The sequence below is a fragment of the Pseudomonas pudica genome (assembly GCF_015680405.1).
GTDB lineage: Bacteria > Pseudomonadota > Gammaproteobacteria > Pseudomonadales > Pseudomonadaceae > Aquipseudomonas > Aquipseudomonas pudica.
In genome coordinates, this window is record NZ_JADLJS010000050.1 from 1 (window position 1) to 19,198 (window position 19,198).

A 19,198-nucleotide genomic window follows, 5' to 3' on the forward strand; every position below is an offset into this window, starting at 1 on the left:
AGGCACCTCTGGCATTCAGCTTGCCATTCACCGCTCTCACTTCAGATTCTAATCCCCTCTCAAGACACAAGCTGGCTTGCCGGCGATGGGCCGCACAGCGGCCCCATAACCATCCTGCTGCGTTATTGCCAGGCATTCAGCCTGCGTGAGCTTGATTGCCCGCCCGCCGCTGGCGGCGGACACTCGGCTGATCTGAACCTGCCTGGAGCCATGAGCATGAGCGAGCCTGTCCGTCTGCAAGATCGCGTGGTGATCGTCACCGGAGCCGGGGGCGGCCTGGGCCGTGCCCATGCGCTGCTGTTCGCTGCGCGGGGGGCGCGGGTGGTGGTCAACGACCTCGGCGGCTCCACCCACGGGGAAGGTGCCAGCGCCTCCGCCGCCGACCGAGTGGTAGCAGAGATCCGCGCCGCTGGTGGCAGTGCCATTGCCAACCATGACTCGGTCAGCCACGGCGCGCGTATTGTCGAACAGGCCCTGGACAGCTTCGGCCGGGTCGATGTGCTGGTGAACAATGCCGGCATCCTGCGTGACAAGACGTTTCACAAGATGGAAGACAGCGACTGGGAGCAGGTGTATCAGGTGCATGTCGAGGGGGCCTACAAGGTCACCCGCGCTGCCTGGCCGCACCTGCGCGAGCAAAACTGGGGGCGGGTGATCTTCACCGCGTCCACGTCCGGTATCTACGGCAACTTCGGGCAGGCCAACTACGGTATGGCCAAGCTCGGCCTGTATGGGCTGACTCGTACCTTGGCGATCGAAGGACGCAAGCACGGTATCCTGGTCAACGCCATCGCCCCGACGGGAGGCACCCGCATGACCGAAGGCCTGATCCCGCCTCAGGTATTCGAGCGGCTCAAGCCAGAGCTGGTCAGCCCGCTGGTGGTGTACCTGGGCAGCGAGCAGTGCCAGGGCAGCGGTGAGCTGTTCGAAGTGGGCGGCGGCTGGGTGGGCAAGGTACGGTGGGAGCGTAGCCTGGGGGTAGGCTTCGATCCGCGTGAAGGCTTCACCCCGGAACAGGTGGCAGAGAACTGGGCACGGATTGGCGATTTCGACGGGGCAGTGCACCCGCAGGACAGCTTGCAGGCGTTGCAGCAGATGATGGCGAACTTGCAGAAGTATCCGCTGGGCTGAAACTTGTCTGCCGGCACGGGCGAAGAGTTTTTCAGGGCAGATAAAAAAGGCCGCTGCAAGCCGCAGCGGCCAATCGAGACGTCAGATCAAGGAGCTTCAAAATCTACGTCGGTGAACCTCGCAGGCCTGAAAGGCGGGGGGGAGAGCCCTTCATGCCGGCCAGTGAGTTAAGAATAAGCGCCTGATCCTGTAGGAAAAATAGCCGCTTATGACATTCACCTTTACGTATCGGGCAATAGTGCCGCAGGCGCTCAGCCGGCGGGCGTATAGCCCATGCGCCAGCTGGTTTCCCGCGCTGCCGCCAGCAGCCGTTGCGCCGCCGGGCCATGCTCGTCGGCATGGAAGATCGACGTCGGCCCGACCACGGTCATCACCGCGGCGATCTGCCCCATGGCATTGAACACTGGGGCCGACAACGCATCCACGCCCGGCATCAACAGCCCGTGCACATGGTGCAGGCCACGTTCACGAATGCCCGCCAGTACCGCCTGGTAGTCGGCGGCGCTGTGCTGCAGGGCGGCCAGTTCCCGGTCACGCAACTCCACGGTCTCGCGCTCGGGCAGGTAGGCGGCGAACACCAGCCCGGTGGACGACGTGAGCAGCGGCAGTACCGAGCCTATCTGCGTTACCACGGTGACCGCGCGCACCGCCGGCTCGATGCTGACCACTGTCGCGCCCTGGTTGCCCCATACGGCAACGAAGCAGCTCTCGTTCAGTTCATCGCGCAGCTGCGACAACGGCAACGCGGCAATCTTCAGTACATCGATGCTGCCCAGCGCCGCCAGCCCCACCCGCAGTGCCTCGCGCCCAAGGCCGTAATGGTTGGTGGCCGCATCCTGCTCGGCAAAACCGCTGGCGATCAGTGCCTGAAGGTAACGGTGCACCTTACTCGCCGGCATTTGCACATGTTCCGCCAGGCGTGACAGGGAAGTGGACGGGGAGAGTTCGGCAAGGGCCTTGAGGATGTCGGTGCCGACCTCCGCCGAGCGGACTTTCTGCTTGCCGTTGTCGGCGGGGGAGCTGGCTTTGGCCATGGACATCTTCTTCCGGATTCGTCGAGTCGCGCCTTTATAGCTTGACGCATTGCTCGTAGCAAATTACGTTATTCGTAATCTGATTACGATAAAAATAATGCAGACGCGCTGCCACCCCGCCCCGGGCCAGCAGCCAGCTGCCAGCAACGGCTCGGCCAGAGCCCGGAGGCATCGATGAATCGCGATACGTCACCCGACCTTCACTACCTAAGCGGCTTCGGCAACGAGTTTGCCAGCGAAGCGCTGCCAGGGGCCTTGCCGGTCGGGCAGAACTCGCCGCAGAAGGCGCCCTATGGGCTGTATGCCGAGCTGCTCTCGGGCACGGCGTTCACCATGACCCGCAGCGAGCTGCGCCGCACCTGGCTGTATCGTATTCGTCCGTCTGCCCTGCACCCGCGTTTCGAGCGCTTGGCGCGTCAGCCGCTGACCGGCCCGCTGGGGGCCATCACCCCAAACCGCCTGCGCTGGAACCCCCAGCCGATCCCCGTCGAAGCGACCGATTTCATCGAGGGCTGGCTGCCCATGGTGGCCAACGCCGCTGCGGATAAACCGGCCGGCGTGAGCATCTACATCTACCGCGCCAACCGTTCCATGGAGCGGGTGTTCTTCAACGCCGACGGTGAACTGCTGCTGGTGCCGCAACAAGGCCGCCTGCGCATTGCCACCGAACTGGGGGTGATGGAAGTCGAGCCGCTGGAAATCGCGGTTATCCCGCGTGGCATGAAGTTCCGCGTCGAACTGCTCGACGGCGAGGCCCGCGGCTACATCGCCGAAAACCACGGCGCGCCGCTGCGCATCCCGGACCTGGGCCCGATCGGCAGCAACGGCCTGGCCAACCCGCGCGACTTCCTCACCCCGGTGGCGCAGTACGAAGAGGCCGATGGCCCGGTGCAGCTGGTGCAGAAGTTCCTCGGCGAACACTGGGCCTGCGAACTGCAGCATTCGCCACTGGACGTGGTCGCCTGGCATGGCAGCAACGTGCCGTACAAGTACGACCTGCGCCGCTTCAACACCATCGGCACGGTCAGCTTCGACCACCCGGATCCATCGATCTTCACCGTGCTGACCTCGCCTACCAGCGTGCATGGCCTGGCCAACATGGACTTCGTGATCTTCCCGCCACGCTGGATGGTGGCCGAGAACACCTTCCGTCCACCATGGTTCCACCGCAACCTGATGAACGAGTTCATGGGCCTGATCAGCGGCGCCTATGACGCCAAGGCCGAGGGCTTCCTGCCGGGCGGTGCCTCGCTGCACGGGGTGATGAGCGCCCATGGCCCCGACGCCGAAACCTGCGAAAAGGCCATTGCCGCCGACCTGGCGCCGCACAAGATCGACAACACCATGGCCTTCATGTTCGAGACCAGCCAAGTGCTGCGCCCGAGCCTGCAAGCCCTTGAATGCCCGCAGTTGCAGGCCGACTACGATAGTTGCTGGGCCACCTTGCCGAGCACCTTCAACCCGAACCGGAGATAACCCATGAATCAGACCGCCATTGCCCGTAGCTGGGTCGAGCACGCCAACGGGCACAGCGATTTCCCGCTGCAGAACCTGCCGTTGGGTATCTTCAGCCGGCCGGGTGAAGCAAGGCGTTGTGGCGTGGCCATCGGCGACGCGATCCTCGACCTGGAGGCGGTGCTGGCCGCCGGGCTGTTCGACGGGGCCGCCAAGACCGCGGTCGAGGCCACCCGTGGTGGTGTCTTGAACGCATTCTTCGCCCTCGGCCGCGGCGCCCGCGTTGCCCTGCGCGAGCGCCTGCAGGTGCTGCTGGGTGAAAACAGCGAACACCAGACGGCACTGCAGGCCGCGCTGTACCCGGCCAGCGCCTGCCAGCTGCATGTGCCAGCGCAGATAGGTGACTACACCGATTTCTACGTGGGCATCGAGCACGCCACGAACGTGGGCAAGTTGTTCCGCCCCGACAACCCGCTGTTGCCCAACTACAAGTACGTGCCGATCGGTTATCACGGCCGCGCCTCGACCATCCGCCCGTCCGGCACCGATGTGCGCCGGCCCAAGGGCCAGACCCTGCCGGCCGGGCACACCGAGCCGAGCTTCGGTCCCTGTGCGCGCCTGGACTACGAGCTGGAGCTGGGTATCTGGATCGGCCAGGGCAACGACATTGGCCAGGCGATCCCGATAGGCGATGCCGCCGAGCATGTGGCCGGCCTGTGCCTGCTCAACGATTGGTCGGCGCGCGATATCCAGGCCTGGGAATACCAGCCGCTGGGGCCGTTCCTGTCCAAGAGCTTCATCACCACCATCTCGCCCTGGGTGGTTACCGCCGAAGCGCTGGAACCGTTCCGCTGTGCTCAGCCGGCACGCCCGGAAGGCGACCCGCAGCCACTGTCGTACCTGCTGGACAAGCGCGACCAGGCCGCAGGTGCTTTCGATATCGAGCTTGAGGTACTGCTGCTGACCGAGCAAATGCGCGAGCAGGGCCTCGCCCCACACCGCCTGACCCTGAGCAACACCCGCAGCATGTACTGGACCGTGGCGCAGCTGGTTGCGCACCACAGCGTCAACGGTTGCCAGCTGCAACCGGGCGACCTGTTCGGTTCTGGCACGCTGTCGGGCGCAACGCCAGGCTCGTTCGGCAGCCTGCTGGAGATCACCGAAGGCGGCAAGCACCCGGTGGAACTGGCCAGTGGCGAGGTGCGCAAGTTCCTCGAAGATGGCGACGAGATCATCCTGCGTGCTCGCTGCGTGCGTGATGGCGTGGCCAGCATCGGTTTCGGCGAATGCCGCGGCACGGTCATCGCGGCCGACTGAGGAGGCGGGGCATGGAGCTGTACACCTATTACCGTTCCACCTCGTCCTACCGAGTGCGTATTGCCCTGGCACTGAAGGGGCTGGCCTACCAGTCCCTGCCGGTCAACCTGTTGCAGGGGGAGCAGCGCGGTGCGGGTTATGTTGCGGTCAACCCGCAGGGCCGCGTGCCGGCCTTGCGCACCGATGGCGGCGAGCTGCTGGTGCAGTCGCCGGCGATCATCGAGTATCTGGAAGAGGTTTATCCACAGCCCGCACTGCTGCCAGCCACGGCCGAGGCGCGCGCCAAGGTGCGGGGTGTTGCGGCGATCATCGGCTGCGACATCCACCCACTGCACAACGTCAGTGTGCTCAACCGGCTGCGCCAGGCAGGCCAGGACGAGAGCCAGGTCAACCAGTGGATCGGCCACTGGATCAGCCAGGGGCTGGCGGCAGTGGAGCAATTGATAGGCGATCACGGCTTCTGCTTCGGTGATGAGCCGGGCTTGGCGGATATCTACCTGATCCCGCAGTTGTACGCGGCCGAACGCTTCAACATCGACCTCGACAGCTTCCCGCGCATCCTGCGGGTTGCCGCCTTGGCGGTGGGGCACCCGGCGTTCGCCCAGGCCCACCCAGCACAGCAGCCGGACAGCCCGGCTCAGTGAATGGAACGGTTCGCCGTCGGAAGCTTGCCAATACGTTCGGACAGTTTCAGGCGCTGGACCGGGTCCTCCGTCAGCAGCAATGCATGCTCCAGGTCGAAGCGCTCGGCCTGAGGGCAATCCAGGTACTGGTAGAGCGAGGCGCGGGTCACATAGTCGCTGACCTGCACCGGGCCCAGCTGCATGACCCGCTCGGCATCGATCAGCGCCGCCAGGTGGTTGTCGTTGCTGATGTGCAACTGGCGCAGGTTGCGTGACAGGCGTTGCAGCATCTGCAACGGGCTGGCGGTGCGCATGTGCTCGGCGGTCAGCGCTACATGCGGGCCAAACTGGCGAGCCAGCAGCTCACGGCAATCGTTGGGGTACAGGCGCCGACCACCACAGGGGTCGAGCAGGTGATCGGCACCGGGTACACGCAGCAGGAAATGGCCAGGGAAGCCTACGCCCTCAAGGGGGATGGACAGGCGCCGGGCCAGTTCCAGGGCGAGGATGGCCAGGGTCAGCGGTTGGCCACGGCGGCGTTGCAGCACCTTGTCCATCATCGCGGCATGCGGGCGTAGCGGGTGATATTCATCCTGCTGGAAGCCCAGGGCATTGAGTTGGCGCAGCAGTGGCTGGGCCAGTTCGCACAGCGGCAGCATCGGCAGGTTGGCGCTGATCTCGCGCTGCAGGTCATTCAGATTGGCAAGGTTGATCGCGGGCTCGACGCTGCGGTCATGCTCGGCGGCAATCCATAATGCGGCTTCCAGCAGGGCGACGGGCTCGCGTTCCAGGCAGGCCAGGCAGGCTTGACGTGGCTTCATGGGCTTCTCCACACACGCTTGAGTATTAGCCGCGGCGCGCGGTTTCGTCCAGTGGTCCGGCGGCGGCGCCAGCCCAAAGGCCGTGCCTATACTGGAAGGAGCACCTCGTAGGGGAGCCTGTCGATGTTCGCTCTGATGCAAAGCACCCGTACCCAGTCGCTGCACTTGTTCACCGACCCGCCCACCGGCCTGAAGGCCGTGGTGGCGATCCACAGCGAACAACTGGGCCCGGCGATGGGCGGTTGCCGCTACCTGCCTTATGCCGACGATGAAAGCGCCATGACCGACGCCATTCGCCTGGCCCAAGGCATGAGCTACAAGGCGGCGCTGGCCGGCCTGCCACTGGGGGGCGGCAAGGCGGTGATCATGCGCAACCCGCATGTGGAAAACCGTGCCGCGCTTTTCGAGGCCTTTGGCCGCTTCATTGACACTTTGCAAGGGCGCTTCATCATTGCCGTGGACAGCGGCACCTCGACCCTGGACATGGACTGCATTGCCCAGAGCACACCCCATGTGACCAGCACCACGGCCTCGGGTGACCCATCACCGCATGCGGCGATGGGGGTTTTTGCCGGCATTCGTGCCACCACTTCGTTCCGTCTTGGCAGTGATGACCTGCAAGGGTTGCGGGTGGCGGTGCAAGGGCTGGGCAATGTCGGTTATGCACTGGCGGAGCAACTGCACGCAGCGGGTGCTGACCTGCTGGTGAGCGATCTGGACCCTGGGCGGGTGCGGCTGGCGGTGGAGCAGTTCAATGCCCACCCGGTGACCAATGATGCATTGATCAGCACCCCTTGCGACATCTTTGCCCCTTGCGGCGTGGGGCCGGTGTTGAACGGGCAGAGCGTGATGCAGTTGCGTTGCGCGGCAGTGGCGGGGGCGGCGAACAACCAGCTGACTACCTTGCAGGTAGCCGACCAGTTGGAGTCGCGCGGGATACTGTATGCACCCGATTACGTGATCAATGCCGGTGGGTTGATCTACGTGGCACTTACCCATCGTGGCGAAGACCTGGGCACCATCACTGCGCACCTGGCGCGTATACCTTCACGGCTGACCGAAGTGTTTGGCCATGCCCAGGCAGAGAAACGCTCGCCGGCGCGGGTAGCGCAGATGCTGGCGGAGCGGTTGCTCTACGGCTGAAGTAATTTGTGTTCTTGCACTGGCCCCATCGCCGGCAAGCCAGCGCCCCCCTGTCGCGCCGACTTGTAGGAGCAGCCTTGCGCTGCGAAGAGGCCATTACTGCCGAAGAATATCTGCTGCTCAACTACCCTCTTCGCAGCACAAGGCTGCTCCTACAGGGCAATGAGGTGACCTGAGCAATGGAGCAAGCCATGTACCCCCCTGTGGAGCTTGCTGGCGATGAGGCCAGTGCAGGCAATTACTCGGCCGCTGGCGCTTCGAGCAACTCGGCCAGTGCATCCGGCTGGCTCTTGAATGCCCGGGCGAACACATCGCGGTTCTTGGCCATGTAGATACCGGCTTCCTCGACCTGCTGCTCGGTCAGCGAGGGCACTGCTTTGTGCAGTACTTCGGCCAGGCGCTCGGCCAGTTCGAGCATCTTGTCGTGACGGTCTGCTTCGGCCTTATCCATGAACAAGCGCTCCGGGTCGCGGCTGCTGCGGTACACCACTTCGACGGCCATTCATCACCTCTATGCCTTTTGCTGGTTGCGTTTCGATTTACTGTATCTATATACAGTAATGGCAATGTTGATTGCTTCGCAAGCAGAAATTGTAGCGTGGTGCAGAGGGCTTACTGCTTCATGCCCAACTCAGCATCATCCATCAGCGCCTTGGCCATCGCGCTCAAGTAGTGCGCAGCCCAGATCATCATCGGTTTCTCGTCCATCAGGCCGGTGATGGTCAGTTCGCGGACATAGCCCATCAACTCTGAGGACTGCTCGCGGGCGTCCCGGCAAGGGATGCCTGGCTCGATGCGGAAGAGTGGGTGGGTGCCGTTTTCACCTTGGAAGAAGGTGGTTTTGCCGACGGTGAATTGGGTGTCTTCTGTGGTCATTTTTGAATCCCCTGAAAATTCTCGACTGCGTGGACGGGCCCTTTCGCGGGTGAACCCGCTCCCACAGGTACTGCATCTACCTCAAGGCCTGTGGAGATCCTGTGGGAGCGGGTTTACCCGCGACGAGGCCAGCCCAGACAACGCAACACTCAAACCTCAGTGCAAAGTCCGAGGCTCAGCGGGCATCTGCACCTGAACTAGTGCCGACTCAAGCAAAGCCCGCAACGTCTCCAGCTCATGCATTGAGGTCATCATCAAAATCGATGCTGGTGACTTGGGCTGAAGCAACAAGGCCTGATGCACCACGGTGGCTGCGCACAACGCATAGTCCGTAGCCTGGATCAGGGTGTCTTCAAGGGAATGGGGGGTGTGGGGTGGATCGGGGACTACTTTCAGCATGATGAAGGCCTGTTCAAGTTTGGGCCACCACCTCCTGCTGTCAAACAGGAAGGCGGCAGCTGTGCATGGGTTGACAGACCGGTGAACAGAACCAAAAGCCGGCGCACACGAGGTGCCCCATGACAGCTGCCATAAAGGCAAAGCCATGTGGTTAGTTCAGGGCGGCCTGTCAAAGCCGGTCGCTGTTTGGCAGCGACGATCCGAGACTAGTGCTCATCCCCGAACACCACAATGGCAGGGAGTATCTTTGGGAAATGCCTTACAAGGAAGGGGTTAAATCTGATTTTTCCCAGCACAGGGCCGTGTTTCTGGCAACTTGCCACGCCTCAAGGTGCCTTGCGGCAATCGGTCGCCTTCCAAGGCAGGGGCCTGGCCTTTTAACTGCATGGCACAAGCGTCACACCGGTGACGCATCATCCTTCAAGACGTATCGGGGAATGGAACATCGTGAACATCAAATGGGCAGAAAAGCTGCGCAAGGGCCTGCACGGCTCGGCCGACTCGCTGGGCAACCTGTGCGTCGAGGCATTCCATTACCTGGCGCTGTTCGGCATTGGCGCGATCACCGCCTATGCGGCGGTGATGACGTTCCTGGACATGCTCGGCAAGGGCGGGGTCAGTGTCGATGACATCCTGCTGCTGTTCATCTACCTGGAGCTGGGGGCGATGGTCGGTATCTACTTCAAGACCAACCACATGCCTATTCGCTTCCTGCTGTACGTGGCCATCACTGCGCTGACCCGCCTGCTGATCGGCGATGTCTCGCACCACAAGGCGCCGGACGTAGGGCTGTTGTACATCTGCGGTGGCATCCTGTTGCTGGCGTTCGCGATCCTGGTGGTGCGCTATGCCTCGTACCGTTACCCCTCGACCAAGGTACTGGATGCCAACGGCAAGGAAGTGGAGGAGGGCAAGTAGCCCTCAGTTGGCGATGAAGTGGCGTGGCTCGCGGCGGGCGTCACGGGTCAGCGCGGCCAGCACCTGCAGGGGGTTCTGGCTGTGTTCGATGGCCAGGCCCAGGCGGATGCTGTCGATCACTCGCTGCAGGCGCACCGGGTCATTGCGCTGGGCCTGGGTGATGAGGCGCTTGGCGACCACGCCAGCGTCGTCGGACAAGGTCAGCATGATGCTGCCGTCGAGGTTTGCAATGCTCAGGTTGACCCGGTATTCGGGGGCGAATGCAGCGCTGATTCGTTCGAATGGGTTATTCATGGTCATGCTTCTGCGGTGAATGAGTGCAGAAGTTGACCGGGGAAATTACCTGTTGGTTCAGCGCCATCGATCGATACAAACGAAAACGCCCGGCATCAGGCCGGGCGTTTGCATTGCCGATCAGGCGTCCGGGTCACTCAGTTCCAGGGCTCCGCGCTTGCTGCGCAGCTTGCCGTAGAAGTGTTCCAGCGCGTGGTTGAGCTTGGTGGCTGCACCATCTACCGCCTGGTCCAGCGAAGTAGCTGTGTGGGTCACGGAAATCGGTTGGTGGCCTTTGGGGCGAGCCTCCATCTGGCAGCGTTTGTCATGCGGTCCGGGCTTGGCGCCGTTCTCGTCGCGCAGGTGAACCTCGATGCGGGTGAGGTCGTCTTCGTAACGTTCCAGCGAGTTCTGCAGTGTGCTGCGGACCCACTGGTCGAGCCGGGCGTTGCCTTCGAAATGGTTGCTGCTGTTGACCTGGATTTGCATGATTCAATCCTTATTCAGCTTGCTCGCATGGGAGACGCGCCTAGGCCTTTGAGACCCTTGGAATTTCTGCGCCTCTTGACTCTAAGGTCAGGCAACGGCGAAACGAATTCAAGCCCTTTTTGAAAATAAATTTCTTGTTGCATTCAAGGCGGCAGGCGGCTCATCGGGCAGGCTTTGCTTATGAGAATTGAAATCATTATTATTGCAGCCCCGAAAACGCCCGGACCTTCGCCATGACGCGCAAAACCGCCGGTCCCTCGCTCAGCTATCGCCTGGCCGTGACTTCACGTAGCTTGGCCGCGCTGCTGGGCGGCTACCTGCTGGCGTCCGTGGCCAGCGTCTGTATTGCCCTGGTAGCGCCACTGCCACAGGTCGATGCCACGCTCACCGGCCTGCTGCTGTCATTCGTCTTCTACCTGCTGGCATTCATCTGGTGCTTCGCCTGCCGCAGCGCTTTGCGCGCCTGGCTGGGCGTGCTGGCGCCAAGCGTGCTGCTGGGAGTGATCAGCGGGTTGGCCTACTGGATGAAAAACCCATGAAAGAAGGCTTCCGCCAGGCCATGGCCTGGCTGCACACCTGGACCGGCCTGATCTTCGGCTGGCTGTTGTTCGCCATCTTCCTCACCGGCACGCTGTCGTATTTCAAGGAAGAAATCACCCACTGGTCGCAGCCAGAAGTGCGCAGCCATGCACTCGACCCGACCCATAGCCTGGAGGTGGCTCAGCGGTACCTGCAGGACAACGCCGGGCATTCGGGCACCTGGCTGATCCGCATGCCCAACGCTCGCGAGGCCGCCTTGAGCGTGGGTTATCGCGACCCCAATGGCGGGCCACGCGGCTTCGTCACCAAGACCCTCGATACCCAGACCGGCCAGCCGGTGGAGGCACGCGACAGCCGCGGTGGCGAGTTCTTCTACCGCTTCCACTTCCAGCTGCAGATGCCATACCCCTTCGGCCGCTGGCTGTCGACGTTCTGCGCCTTCATCATGCTGCTGGGGCTGGTCACCGGCATCATCACCCACAAGAAGATTTTCAAGGAGTTCTTCACCTTCCGCCCCGGCAAGGGCCAGCGCTCGTGGCTGGACGGGCACAACGCCATTGGCGTGCTGGTGCTGCCGTTCCACCTGATGATCAGCTACAGCAGCCTGGTGCTGTTCATGTACATGGTGATGCCGGCGGGCATCATGGCCAGCTACGGCAATGACACCGGCAAGTACTTCAACGACCTGTTTGGCCGTAACAATGCGCCCAAGGCCGCTCATGTGGCCGCGCCGCTGGTACCGTTGCCGAGCTTGTACGCCAAGGTGCAGGACATGCAACCGGGCGCGCGTATCGGCCGTATCCAGGTGGAAAATGCCGGCGACAGCAATGCCCGTGTCACCTTTACCCAGTCCGCGGCCGACCATGTGGCCTATCGGCGCAGCGCCAACTGGACCTTCGATGGCGCGAGCGGTGTGCTGCTTAACCAGGGCAAGCCGGAGAGCGGGGCGATGATGACCGCCTTCAGCTTTGCCGGCCTGCACATGGGCAATTTCGCCGGCCCCTGGCTGCGCTGGCTGTATTTCTTCTTTGGCGTGGCCGGTACCGCGGTGATCGGTACCGGGCTGGTGATGTGGCTGGGCAAGCGTCAGCTCAAGCATGCCAGGAGCGAGCGCCTGCCGGGCGAACTGCGCCTGGTCGAGGTGCTCAACATCGCCAGCATGAGCGGCCTGTTGCTGGCCGTAGCGGGCTTTTTCTGGGCCAACCGCCTGATCCCGATGGGTGTCGAAGGCCGGGCCGACTGGGAGGTCAATGCCTTCTTCAGCGCCTGGGGCCTGTCGCTGTTGCACGCTGTGCTGCGCAGTGGGCGCCGGGCATGGGGCGAGCAACTGGCTCTGGGCGCGCTGGCCTTTGCCTTGCTGCCGCTGCTCAACGGCCTTACCACCGGCCAAGGCCTGAACCATTCGCTGCCGGCGGGGGACTGGGCCATGGCCGGCTTCGACCTGACCGCGTTGGGCACCGGCCTGTTTTTGGCCTGGCTGGCCGGGAAGATGTTGCACAGCCCGAAGCCTGTGGCCAAACGGGCCCCTCGTGCAGCGAGGAAACCAGGCACTGAAACGGCGGAGGCGAGCTGATGCTGGGTAATGCACTGATCGCTTACGCCGGCTTCGTTGCCCTGTGCCTGGCCATGGAGAAGCACTTCGTCGACCTGCTCGGGCACAAGCCACGCCCCGGGCAGTTGCGGCTGTTGCGAAGCGCCGGCTGGCTGCTGCTGGTGCTGTCGCTGGTGTTCAGCGTGCACCTGCGAGGCTGGGCCCATGGCCTGGTGGAGTGGACTGCAGTGATGATGGCTGGGGTGACCCTGTGGGTGTTCGGCCTGCCATACCAGCCCCGCCTGTTGCTGGGCCTGGCGGCCGCCAGCGTGGTGCTGGGGCCGTTGCTGGCCCTGTTCGCCGAGTGACCAGGTGAGCGAGCCGGGCGAAATGATCGAGGCGGATGCCGAAAGCGGCGGCGGGCGTGCGCGCTTCGTCCAGGTGTTCCAGGCCCAGCGGGCACGCATGGAGGCCCTGGTGAGCCGCCGGGTCGGCTGCCGGGCTACGGCATCGGACCTGGTCCAGGAACTGTTCCTGCGCTTCTGGCGTCGCCCCGAGGTCAAGGTCGAGGCGCTGGACACCTACCTGCTGCGTTGCGCCGGCAACCTGGCCATCGACCACCTGCGCAGCGAAGGCAGCCGCGAGCGCGTGGCCGAAGCTGTGCTGCCGCTGGATGAAGCGGCCATGGCCCAGGCCCCGGAACAGGCTGTGGAGGTCGATCACGACTTGCAGCGCATCGACGCTGCCTTGCGCGCCTTGCCCGAGCGTACCCGGCAGATCTTCCTGCTCAATCGTATCCACGGCTGCAAGTACGGCGAGATCGCCAAGGCCATGCAACTGTCCCAGAGTGCTGTGGAAAAGCATATGATGCGCGCCCTCGAAGCGTGCAAGGCGAGTGTTGCCGAGCCCGCGTCCACCCTACGCCGGCCAGGGAGTGCCCGTCGATGAGCCGTTTACCGCCGATCACCGAGGCGCAGTCCCGGGCCGCGTTGCAGTGGCTCAGCCGTATCAACGAACAGCCTGAACAAGCCGAGGGCGCGGGGTTCAAGCGCTGGCTGCTGGCCGATCCCGGGCACCGTGAGGCCTACGCCCAGGCCCAGCTGCTGTGGCAGAACAGCGCCATCCCGGCGGCGCGTCTGGCCGCTGAAGAACAGGCAAGCCTGCAACGTTATCTGGATGCGATGGCCAGGCCACCGGCCAGGCACCCCTGGCTGCAGCGGGCTGCAGCGCTGGCGGTGGCTGCCTGCCTGGTACTGGCCGTGGGCGTTGCTGGTGGCTGGCACCCGGGCTTGTGGCTGCAGGACCTGCAGGCCGACTACAGCAGTGCTGATCAAGTTCGCCAAGTGACCTTGCCCGACCAGTCGCAGGTGATGCTGGATGCGGGGAGCGCGATTGCGGTCGATTTTGCGCAGGGCGAGCGCCGCGTGCGGTTGTTGCATGGCGCGGCGTTCTTCCAGGTCACGCATACCGGCGCGCCATTCGTGGTGGAAGCTGCTGGTGGCGAGGTGCGCGTGCTGGGTACCCAGTTTGAAGTGCGCAAGCAGGGCGAGGGCGCCCAGGTCACGGTGCAAAGCGGGCGGGTGGCGGTGAGCCCGGTGCCGGGCGCCGCAGCACGTGAACTGACGGCCAACCAGCAGGCGACCTACGCTGGCGGCAGAGTCGGCGACACTCTGACGGTGGCCAGCGACAACCGCCTGGCCTGGCGCCAGGGCTGGCTGAATTACTACCAGGTGCCGCTGGCGCAGGTGGTCGAGGACCTGGGACGTTACTACCCGGGGCGCATTCTGTTGCTCGATGATGAGTTGGGGCAGCGCAAGGTCAGTGGCAGTTTCCCGGTGGCCGCGCCATTGCTGGCGCTGGATTCGCTGGGCAAGGTGATGGGCTTTTCGCGGCAGACTGTGCTGGGGCGGTTGACTGTCATCAGGTAGCTGCCTGTGCCGGCCTCTTCGCGGGCTTGCCCGCTCCTACAGGGACTGCACAAGTCTCGAATCCGGTGCAGTCCCTGTGGGAGCGGGCAAGCCCGCGAAGAGGCCGGCACATGCAAAAAATTTTTCAGGCAACGGGTGAGGTAACAGGACGTGGCATCCGTGTAATGAGTGGAAGTGCGATTCATTCGCAGTCATATCCCTCTCACAGGTCAGCGTCCATGAAGTTCACCCCGCGTTGCGTCTCTCTCTGGCTCGGCCTTTCCGCGCTCCCGGCATTCGCTGTCGCCCCCCTGGCCTGTGCCGCCGAGCAGCAGCAGGCGTATACCTTCGCCCAGCCGGCGCAACCCCTTGCCCAGGCACTCGACACCTTCAGCCGCACCACTGGCCAGAGTGTGATCTACACCTTGGAACTGCAAGGCGTGCAGGCGCCGGCGCTGAACGGCAGGTTCAGCGCTGAACAGGCCTTGCAACAGCTGCTGGGCACTACCGGGCTGGCCTGGCGCCGCGTCGATGCACGTACGCTCACCCTCGAAGCAGTGGACACCTCCGGCGCCCTCAACCTGCAGGCCACCACCGTGACCTCGCAACTGGACGACTACAGCTACCAGCCCCCGGCCACGGCCTCGATCATGCGCGGGCAAGGCCCGAGCCAGGACATCCCCCAGGCCATCAACGTGGTACCGGCCCAGGTCATCCGTGACCAGGCCCCGCGCAACCTCGATGACGCCCTGGCCAATGTCAGCGGCATCACCCAGGGCAACAATTTCGGTGGCACCTCCGACACGGTGATGAAGCGCGGCTTCGGCGACAACCGCGACGGCTCGATCATGCGCGATGGCATGCCCATCGTGCAGGGCCGCAGCCTCAACGCCAGCACCGAGCGGGTCGAAGTGCTCAAAGGCCCGGCCTCGCTGCTGTACGGCATCCAGGACCCCGGCGGGGTGATCAATGTGGTCAGCAAGCGCCCGCAACTCGAGCAGTACAACGCCCTGACCGTGCGTGGGTCCACCTATGGTCGCGGCAAGAATGGCAGCGGTGGCGGGTTCGACAGCACCGGTGCGCTGGGCGACAGCAACTTCGCCTATCGCCTGATCGTCGACCACGAAGATGAAGACTACTGGCGCAACTACGGTGTGCACCGCGAATCGCTGGTAGCGCCGTCGCTGGCCTGGCTGGGCGAAGACACCCAGGTGGTACTGGCCTACGAGCACCGCGAATTTCTCTACCCCTTCGACCGTGGCACGGCGTTCGGCAACAACGGCCACCCGCTGGACATCCCGGCCACGCGGCGCCTGGACGAACCCTTCAACGACATGGAGGGGCGTTCCGACCTGTACCGTCTGGAAGTCGACCACCAGCTGGCCGATGACTGGAAGCTGCACTTCGGCTACAGCTTCAACCGCGAAACCTATGATGCCAGCCAGGTGCGGGTGACCGGCGTGAATGAAAAAACCGGCACGCTGTCGCGCAGCATCGACGGCACCCACAACGCCATGAGCCGTGACCAGTTCGCCACCCTGAGCCTGGCCGGCAATGTGGAACTGGCCGGGATGCAGAATGACCTGCTGTTCGGTGTCGATCATGAAGACCGCAAGATTTTCCGCGGTGACATGATCCGGCAGACCGCCCAATCCACCTTCAGCTATACGAATCCGGTCTACGGTCAGGAAGTGGAGGGTACCACCGTAAAAGCCAGTGACAGCGACCAGACCGACAAACTACGCACTGACGCGTTGTTCGTGCAGGACGCGCTGCACCTGGATGATCACTGGATCCTGGTGGCCGGTGCGCGCTTCCAGCAGTTCGACCAGTACGCTGGCCGTGGCCGCCCGTTCAAGGCCAACACCGACATCAATGGCCAGGCGTGGGTGCCGCATGCAGGTATTGTCTACAAGGTGGACGAGCAGCTGTCGTTTTATGGCAGCTATAGCGAGTCGTTCAAGCCCAACTCCACCATCGCGCCGCTGGTCGGCAATGTGGTGCTTGACTCGTCGGTGGCGCCAGAAGAGGGCAAATCGTGGGAACTGGGCGCCAAGCTCGACATACCGGGCCGCCTCACGGGTACCCTGGCGTTGTTCGATATCACCAAGCGCAACGTGCTGGTTTCCAACTTTGATACCAGTACGCGCGAAACGGTGTACAGCAATGCCGGAGAGGTCAGCTCACGGGGTGTCGAGCTGGACCTGACGGGGCAGTTGAGCGAGCGCTGGAGCCTGATTGGCAGCTATGCCTTCACCGATGCTGAAGTGACCAAAGACCCGGCCCTCAAGGGCAACCGCCTGCAGAACGTGGCTCGGCACAGTGGTTCGCTGTCGGCGGTGTATGACTATGGCAGCCTGTTTGGCGGCGACCGCCTGCGTTTGGGGGCCGGTGCGAGATATGTTGGCGAGCGCGCTGGTAACTCGACCAACACTTTCGCCCTGCCGTCCTATACCGTGGCCGATGCCTTTGCCAGCTACGAGACCAGGCTCGACGAGCACAAGGTGCTGTTGCAACTGAACGTGAAGAACCTGTTCGACAAGGTTTATTACAGCTCGGCGGTGAACCAGTACTTTGTGGCCATTGGCGATGCGCGGCAGGTGAGCTTGTCCAGTACCTTCGAGTTCTAGGCCAGCCTGTCCCGGCCTCTTCGCGGCTAAAGCCGCTCCCACAGTTACTGCACTGCCCTTGAGGGTGGCGCGGGTCCCTCTGGGAGCGGCCTTAGCCACGAATGGCCGCACGGTATTCGCCAGGCGTTGCACCGACCGCCTGGCGGAACCGGTTGCTGAAATGGCTGGCACTGGCAAAACCGCACAAAAGGGCAATCTCCCCCAGCGGCATCCCGCCCAGCCGCAGCATTTGGCAGGCCCGGTGCAGCCGCCGGGCCAGCAGGTACTGGTGCGGTGGCAGCCCGAAGCTGGCGCGAAACATGCGCGCAAAGTGGTATTCGGACAGGTTGCAGCGCAGGGCCAGCTCGCCCAAGGTAATGGGCTGGTCCAGGTGCGCTTCGATGTAGTCGACCAGTTGCCGGCGCAGGCTCGGTGCCAGCCCGCCTTTCAGGCGCAGGCCCTGGCGCAGCCCGACCTGGTTGAGCAGCGCATGGTCGACGATCTCGTGCGCCAGGCTGCTGGCCAGCAAGCGTTCGCCAGGTTCGTCCCAGTCCAGGGTTATCAGCTGGCGAAAGCGCTTGGCCTGCTGCGGGTCATCGAGAAAGGTCGCCTCCTGCAGTTGCAGCTCACGCGGTTCACGGTCGAGCAGGCGCACGCAGCCCAGAGCGAACTGCGCCTCGCTGACATACAGGTGCGCCAGGCGGATCGCGCCATTGACCACCCAGTTCGATTCCTGCCCGGCCGGCATCACGCACAGCTTGTCGGGTGCCCCTTTTTCGCCGGGGCGCTGGCGGCGAAAGGTACCGGTGCCGTCGGCGATGTAGCACGACAGGGTGTGATGGCTCGGTGCCTGGTAATCGCGGGCGTCGTCGCGGTTGCTCCACAACGCTGCCGCCAACCCGTCGCCCAGGTGCGCGCTCAGCTCCAGCCGAGCGTGGGGCGAGGCGTGCATGGCGTTGAACACTTGCAGTTGGGTGAGTGGCGTCATGGGTGGTTCCTCTTGCCAGCCATCCTACTGCGCCTTGGGCAGGCTTACAGCTACCCGAGGGACAAATGCGCAAGTTTGTGCAAGCGCGTGGGTGTTCGACAGGAGAACACTGAAATGCCTCGGCGAGGGCTGCGCCCTCGATTCGCGGCTTTAGCCGCGAAGCGCCGGGCACCGATCCTGAAAGGCCCAAGGAACCGCCGCCATGAACCTGTCACTCTACCTGTTAACCGTCCTGATCTGGGGCACCACCTGGATCGCCCTGAAACTCCAGCTGGGTGTTGTCGCCATTCCGGTCTCGATCGTCTACCGCTTCGCCTTGGCTGGGCTGATCCTGTTCGCCTTCCTGTTGCTCACCCGTCGGCTGCAGCCGATGAACCGGCGTGGTCACCAGATCTGTCTGGCCCAGGGCCTGTGCCTGTTCTGCGTCAACTTCATCTGCTTCCTCAGCGCCAGCCAGTGGATTGCCAGCGGCCTGATCGCCGTGGTGTTCTCCACAGCCACCCTGTGGAATGCACTCAATGCGCGGATCTTCTTCGGCCAGAAAATCGCCGGCAATGTGCTCGGCGGCGGCGCTTTGGGGCTACTTGGTCTGGGCCTGCTGTTCTGGCCCGAGCTGTCCCACCACGCGGCCAGCCGCGAAACCCTGTACGGCCTTGGCCTGGCGCTGCTCGGTACGCTGTGCTTCTCGGCCGGCAACATGCTGTCGAGCATGCAGCAGAAGGCCGGGCTCAAACCCATGACCACCAATGCCTGGGGCATGGTCTACGGGGCGGTGATGCTGGCGGTGTTCTGCGTGGTCAGCGGCGTGCCATTCAGCATCGAGTGGAACGTGCGGTACATCGGCTCGTTGCTGTACCTGGTGGTGCCGGGATCGGTGATCGCCTTTACCGCCTACCTGACCCTGGTCGGGCGCATGGGGCCGGAGCGGGCAGCTTACTGCACGGTGCTGTTCCCGTTGGTGGCGTTGAATGTGTCGGCAGTGGCCGAGGGGTATCAGTGGACGGCACCGGCCTTGTTGGGGTTGGTGGCGGTGATGGCGGGGAATGTGCTGGTGTTTCGCAAGCCCAAGGCCAGGGTGGCTGAGGGTGTAGTGGTGGCCAAATAGGTGATGGGTTGCCTGTGCCGGCCCTTTCGCGGGCTCGCC

At 63.7% G+C, this 19,198-nt stretch carries 21 protein-coding genes; 13 read left to right on the forward strand and 8 right to left on the reverse strand.

What is annotated here, in order from left to right; genetic code table 11:
• Positions 1 to 216 precede the first annotated feature (216 nt).
• Positions 217 to 1,131, forward strand: a complete 915-nt coding sequence (locus tag IRZ77_RS23280; protein WP_046616333.1) for an SDR family oxidoreductase — start codon at positions 217 to 219, stop codon at positions 1,129 to 1,131.
• A gap of 251 nt (positions 1,132 to 1,382) precedes the next feature.
• On the opposite strand, the gene IRZ77_RS23285 is transcribed toward IRZ77_RS23280, so the two are convergent.
• Complete coding sequence (locus IRZ77_RS23285) at positions 1,383 to 2,165, reverse strand: IclR family transcriptional regulator (RefSeq protein ID WP_153670497.1); 783 nt, start codon at positions 2,163 to 2,165, stop codon at positions 1,383 to 1,385.
• 174 nt (positions 2,166 to 2,339) lie between these two features.
• Between IRZ77_RS23285 and hmgA the strand changes: the two genes are divergently transcribed.
• Genes hmgA through maiA form a run of 3 tightly spaced genes read left to right on the forward strand, consistent with a single transcriptional unit; the run spans position 2,340 to position 5,581 of the window.
• Entirely contained in the window at positions 2,340 to 3,641 is a 1,302-nt protein-coding gene (gene hmgA / locus IRZ77_RS23290; protein WP_153670498.1) for a homogentisate 1,2-dioxygenase, read from the forward strand.
• A gap of 3 nt (positions 3,642 to 3,644) precedes the next feature.
• Entirely contained in the window at positions 3,645 to 4,937 is a 1,293-nt protein-coding gene (gene fahA / locus IRZ77_RS23295; RefSeq protein WP_196174494.1) for a fumarylacetoacetase, read from the forward strand.
• A gap of 11 nt (positions 4,938 to 4,948) precedes the next feature.
• Positions 4,949 to 5,581, forward strand: coding sequence for a maleylacetoacetate isomerase (maiA, locus tag IRZ77_RS23300; RefSeq protein ID WP_085601170.1), 633 nt, complete (start codon positions 4,949 to 4,951; stop codon positions 5,579 to 5,581).
• Here maiA and IRZ77_RS23305 read toward each other — a convergent pair.
• Entirely contained in the window at positions 5,575 to 6,381 is an 807-nt protein-coding gene (locus IRZ77_RS23305) for a SirB1 family protein (protein WP_135003036.1), read from the reverse strand. The genes maiA and IRZ77_RS23305 overlap by 7 nt on opposite strands.
• 123 nt (positions 6,382 to 6,504) lie before the next feature.
• Here IRZ77_RS23305 and IRZ77_RS23310 point away from each other — a divergent pair, with 123 nt between their 5' ends.
• Positions 6,505 to 7,524: a Leu/Phe/Val dehydrogenase gene (locus tag IRZ77_RS23310; RefSeq protein ID WP_046616327.1), complete on the forward strand. Its 1,020-nt coding sequence runs from the start codon at positions 6,505 to 6,507 to the stop codon at positions 7,522 to 7,524.
• Positions 7,525 to 7,762: 238 nt separating this feature from the next.
• Here the strand turns inward: IRZ77_RS23310 and IRZ77_RS23315 are convergent, their stop codons facing one another.
• From IRZ77_RS23315 to IRZ77_RS23325, 3 genes are all read right to left on the reverse strand, one after another.
• A complete protein-coding gene (locus IRZ77_RS23315) occupies positions 7,763 to 8,026 on the reverse strand; it encodes a YebG family protein (RefSeq protein ID WP_016497959.1) in 264 nt (87 codons plus the stop codon).
• A gap of 110 nt (positions 8,027 to 8,136) precedes the next feature.
• Positions 8,137 to 8,400 (reverse strand): DUF3077 domain-containing protein, encoded by a 264-nt coding sequence (locus IRZ77_RS23320; RefSeq protein WP_063913369.1) that lies wholly within the window; start codon positions 8,398 to 8,400, stop codon positions 8,137 to 8,139.
• A gap of 156 nt (positions 8,401 to 8,556) precedes the next feature.
• Complete coding sequence (locus tag IRZ77_RS23325; RefSeq protein ID WP_085601173.1) at positions 8,557 to 8,799, reverse strand: hypothetical protein; 243 nt, start codon at positions 8,797 to 8,799, stop codon at positions 8,557 to 8,559.
• A gap of 447 nt (positions 8,800 to 9,246) precedes the next feature.
• Between IRZ77_RS23325 and IRZ77_RS23330 the strand changes: the two genes are divergently transcribed.
• Positions 9,247 to 9,717: a phosphate-starvation-inducible protein PsiE gene (locus IRZ77_RS23330; protein ID WP_046616326.1), complete on the forward strand. Its 471-nt coding sequence runs from the start codon at positions 9,247 to 9,249 to the stop codon at positions 9,715 to 9,717.
• Between the two features lie 3 nt (positions 9,718 to 9,720).
• On the opposite strand, the gene IRZ77_RS23335 is transcribed toward IRZ77_RS23330, so the two are convergent.
• Both IRZ77_RS23335 and IRZ77_RS23340 read right to left on the reverse strand, forming a co-directional pair.
• Positions 9,721 to 10,011: a DUF3509 domain-containing protein gene (locus IRZ77_RS23335; RefSeq protein WP_085601174.1), complete on the reverse strand. Its 291-nt coding sequence runs from the start codon at positions 10,009 to 10,011 to the stop codon at positions 9,721 to 9,723.
• Positions 10,012 to 10,131: 120 nt separating this feature from the next.
• Positions 10,132 to 10,479 carry an HPF/RaiA family ribosome-associated protein gene (locus IRZ77_RS23340; RefSeq protein WP_003260689.1) on the reverse strand — a complete coding sequence of 116 codons (348 nt, stop codon included), beginning with the start codon at positions 10,477 to 10,479 and terminating at the stop codon, positions 10,132 to 10,134.
• 233 nt (positions 10,480 to 10,712) lie between these two features.
• Here IRZ77_RS23340 and IRZ77_RS23345 point away from each other — a divergent pair, with 233 nt between their 5' ends.
• The 6 genes from IRZ77_RS23345 (at position 10,713) to IRZ77_RS23370 (ending at position 17,087) form a co-directional block, all read left to right on the forward strand.
• On the forward strand, positions 10,713 to 11,018 hold the full coding sequence (locus tag IRZ77_RS23345) for a DUF3649 domain-containing protein (protein WP_085601175.1): 306 nt from the start codon (positions 10,713 to 10,715) through the stop codon (positions 11,016 to 11,018).
• Positions 11,015 to 12,592, forward strand: a complete 1,578-nt coding sequence (locus tag IRZ77_RS23350) for a PepSY-associated TM helix domain-containing protein (RefSeq protein ID WP_085601176.1) — start codon at positions 11,015 to 11,017, stop codon at positions 12,590 to 12,592. Before IRZ77_RS23345 ends, IRZ77_RS23350 begins: the two co-directional genes overlap by 4 nt.
• On the forward strand, positions 12,592 to 12,918 hold the full coding sequence (locus IRZ77_RS23355) for a DUF3325 domain-containing protein (RefSeq protein WP_046616323.1): 327 nt from the start codon (positions 12,592 to 12,594) through the stop codon (positions 12,916 to 12,918). Before IRZ77_RS23350 ends, IRZ77_RS23355 begins: the two co-directional genes overlap by 1 nt.
• 22 nt (positions 12,919 to 12,940) lie before the next feature.
• Positions 12,941 to 13,498, forward strand: coding sequence for an RNA polymerase sigma factor (locus IRZ77_RS23360; RefSeq protein ID WP_153670536.1), 558 nt, complete (start codon positions 12,941 to 12,943; stop codon positions 13,496 to 13,498).
• Positions 13,495 to 14,478: a FecR family protein gene (locus tag IRZ77_RS23365; RefSeq protein WP_153670501.1), complete on the forward strand. Its 984-nt coding sequence runs from the start codon at positions 13,495 to 13,497 to the stop codon at positions 14,476 to 14,478. Before IRZ77_RS23360 ends, IRZ77_RS23365 begins: the two co-directional genes overlap by 4 nt.
• 218 nt (positions 14,479 to 14,696) lie before the next feature.
• Positions 14,697 to 17,087 (forward strand): TonB-dependent siderophore receptor, encoded by a 2,391-nt coding sequence (locus IRZ77_RS23370; protein WP_196174496.1) that lies wholly within the window; start codon positions 14,697 to 14,699, stop codon positions 17,085 to 17,087.
• A gap of 91 nt (positions 17,088 to 17,178) precedes the next feature.
• On the opposite strand, the gene IRZ77_RS23375 is transcribed toward IRZ77_RS23370, so the two are convergent.
• Positions 17,179 to 18,054: a helix-turn-helix domain-containing protein gene (locus tag IRZ77_RS23375; protein ID WP_196174497.1), complete on the reverse strand. Its 876-nt coding sequence runs from the start codon at positions 18,052 to 18,054 to the stop codon at positions 17,179 to 17,181.
• A 202-nt stretch (positions 18,055 to 18,256) separates the two neighbouring features.
• Here IRZ77_RS23375 and IRZ77_RS23380 point away from each other — a divergent pair, with 202 nt between their 5' ends.
• On the forward strand, positions 18,257 to 19,159 hold the full coding sequence (locus tag IRZ77_RS23380) for a DMT family transporter (protein WP_108480639.1): 903 nt from the start codon (positions 18,257 to 18,259) through the stop codon (positions 19,157 to 19,159).
• The last annotated feature ends 39 nt before the right edge of the window (positions 19,160 to 19,198 follow it).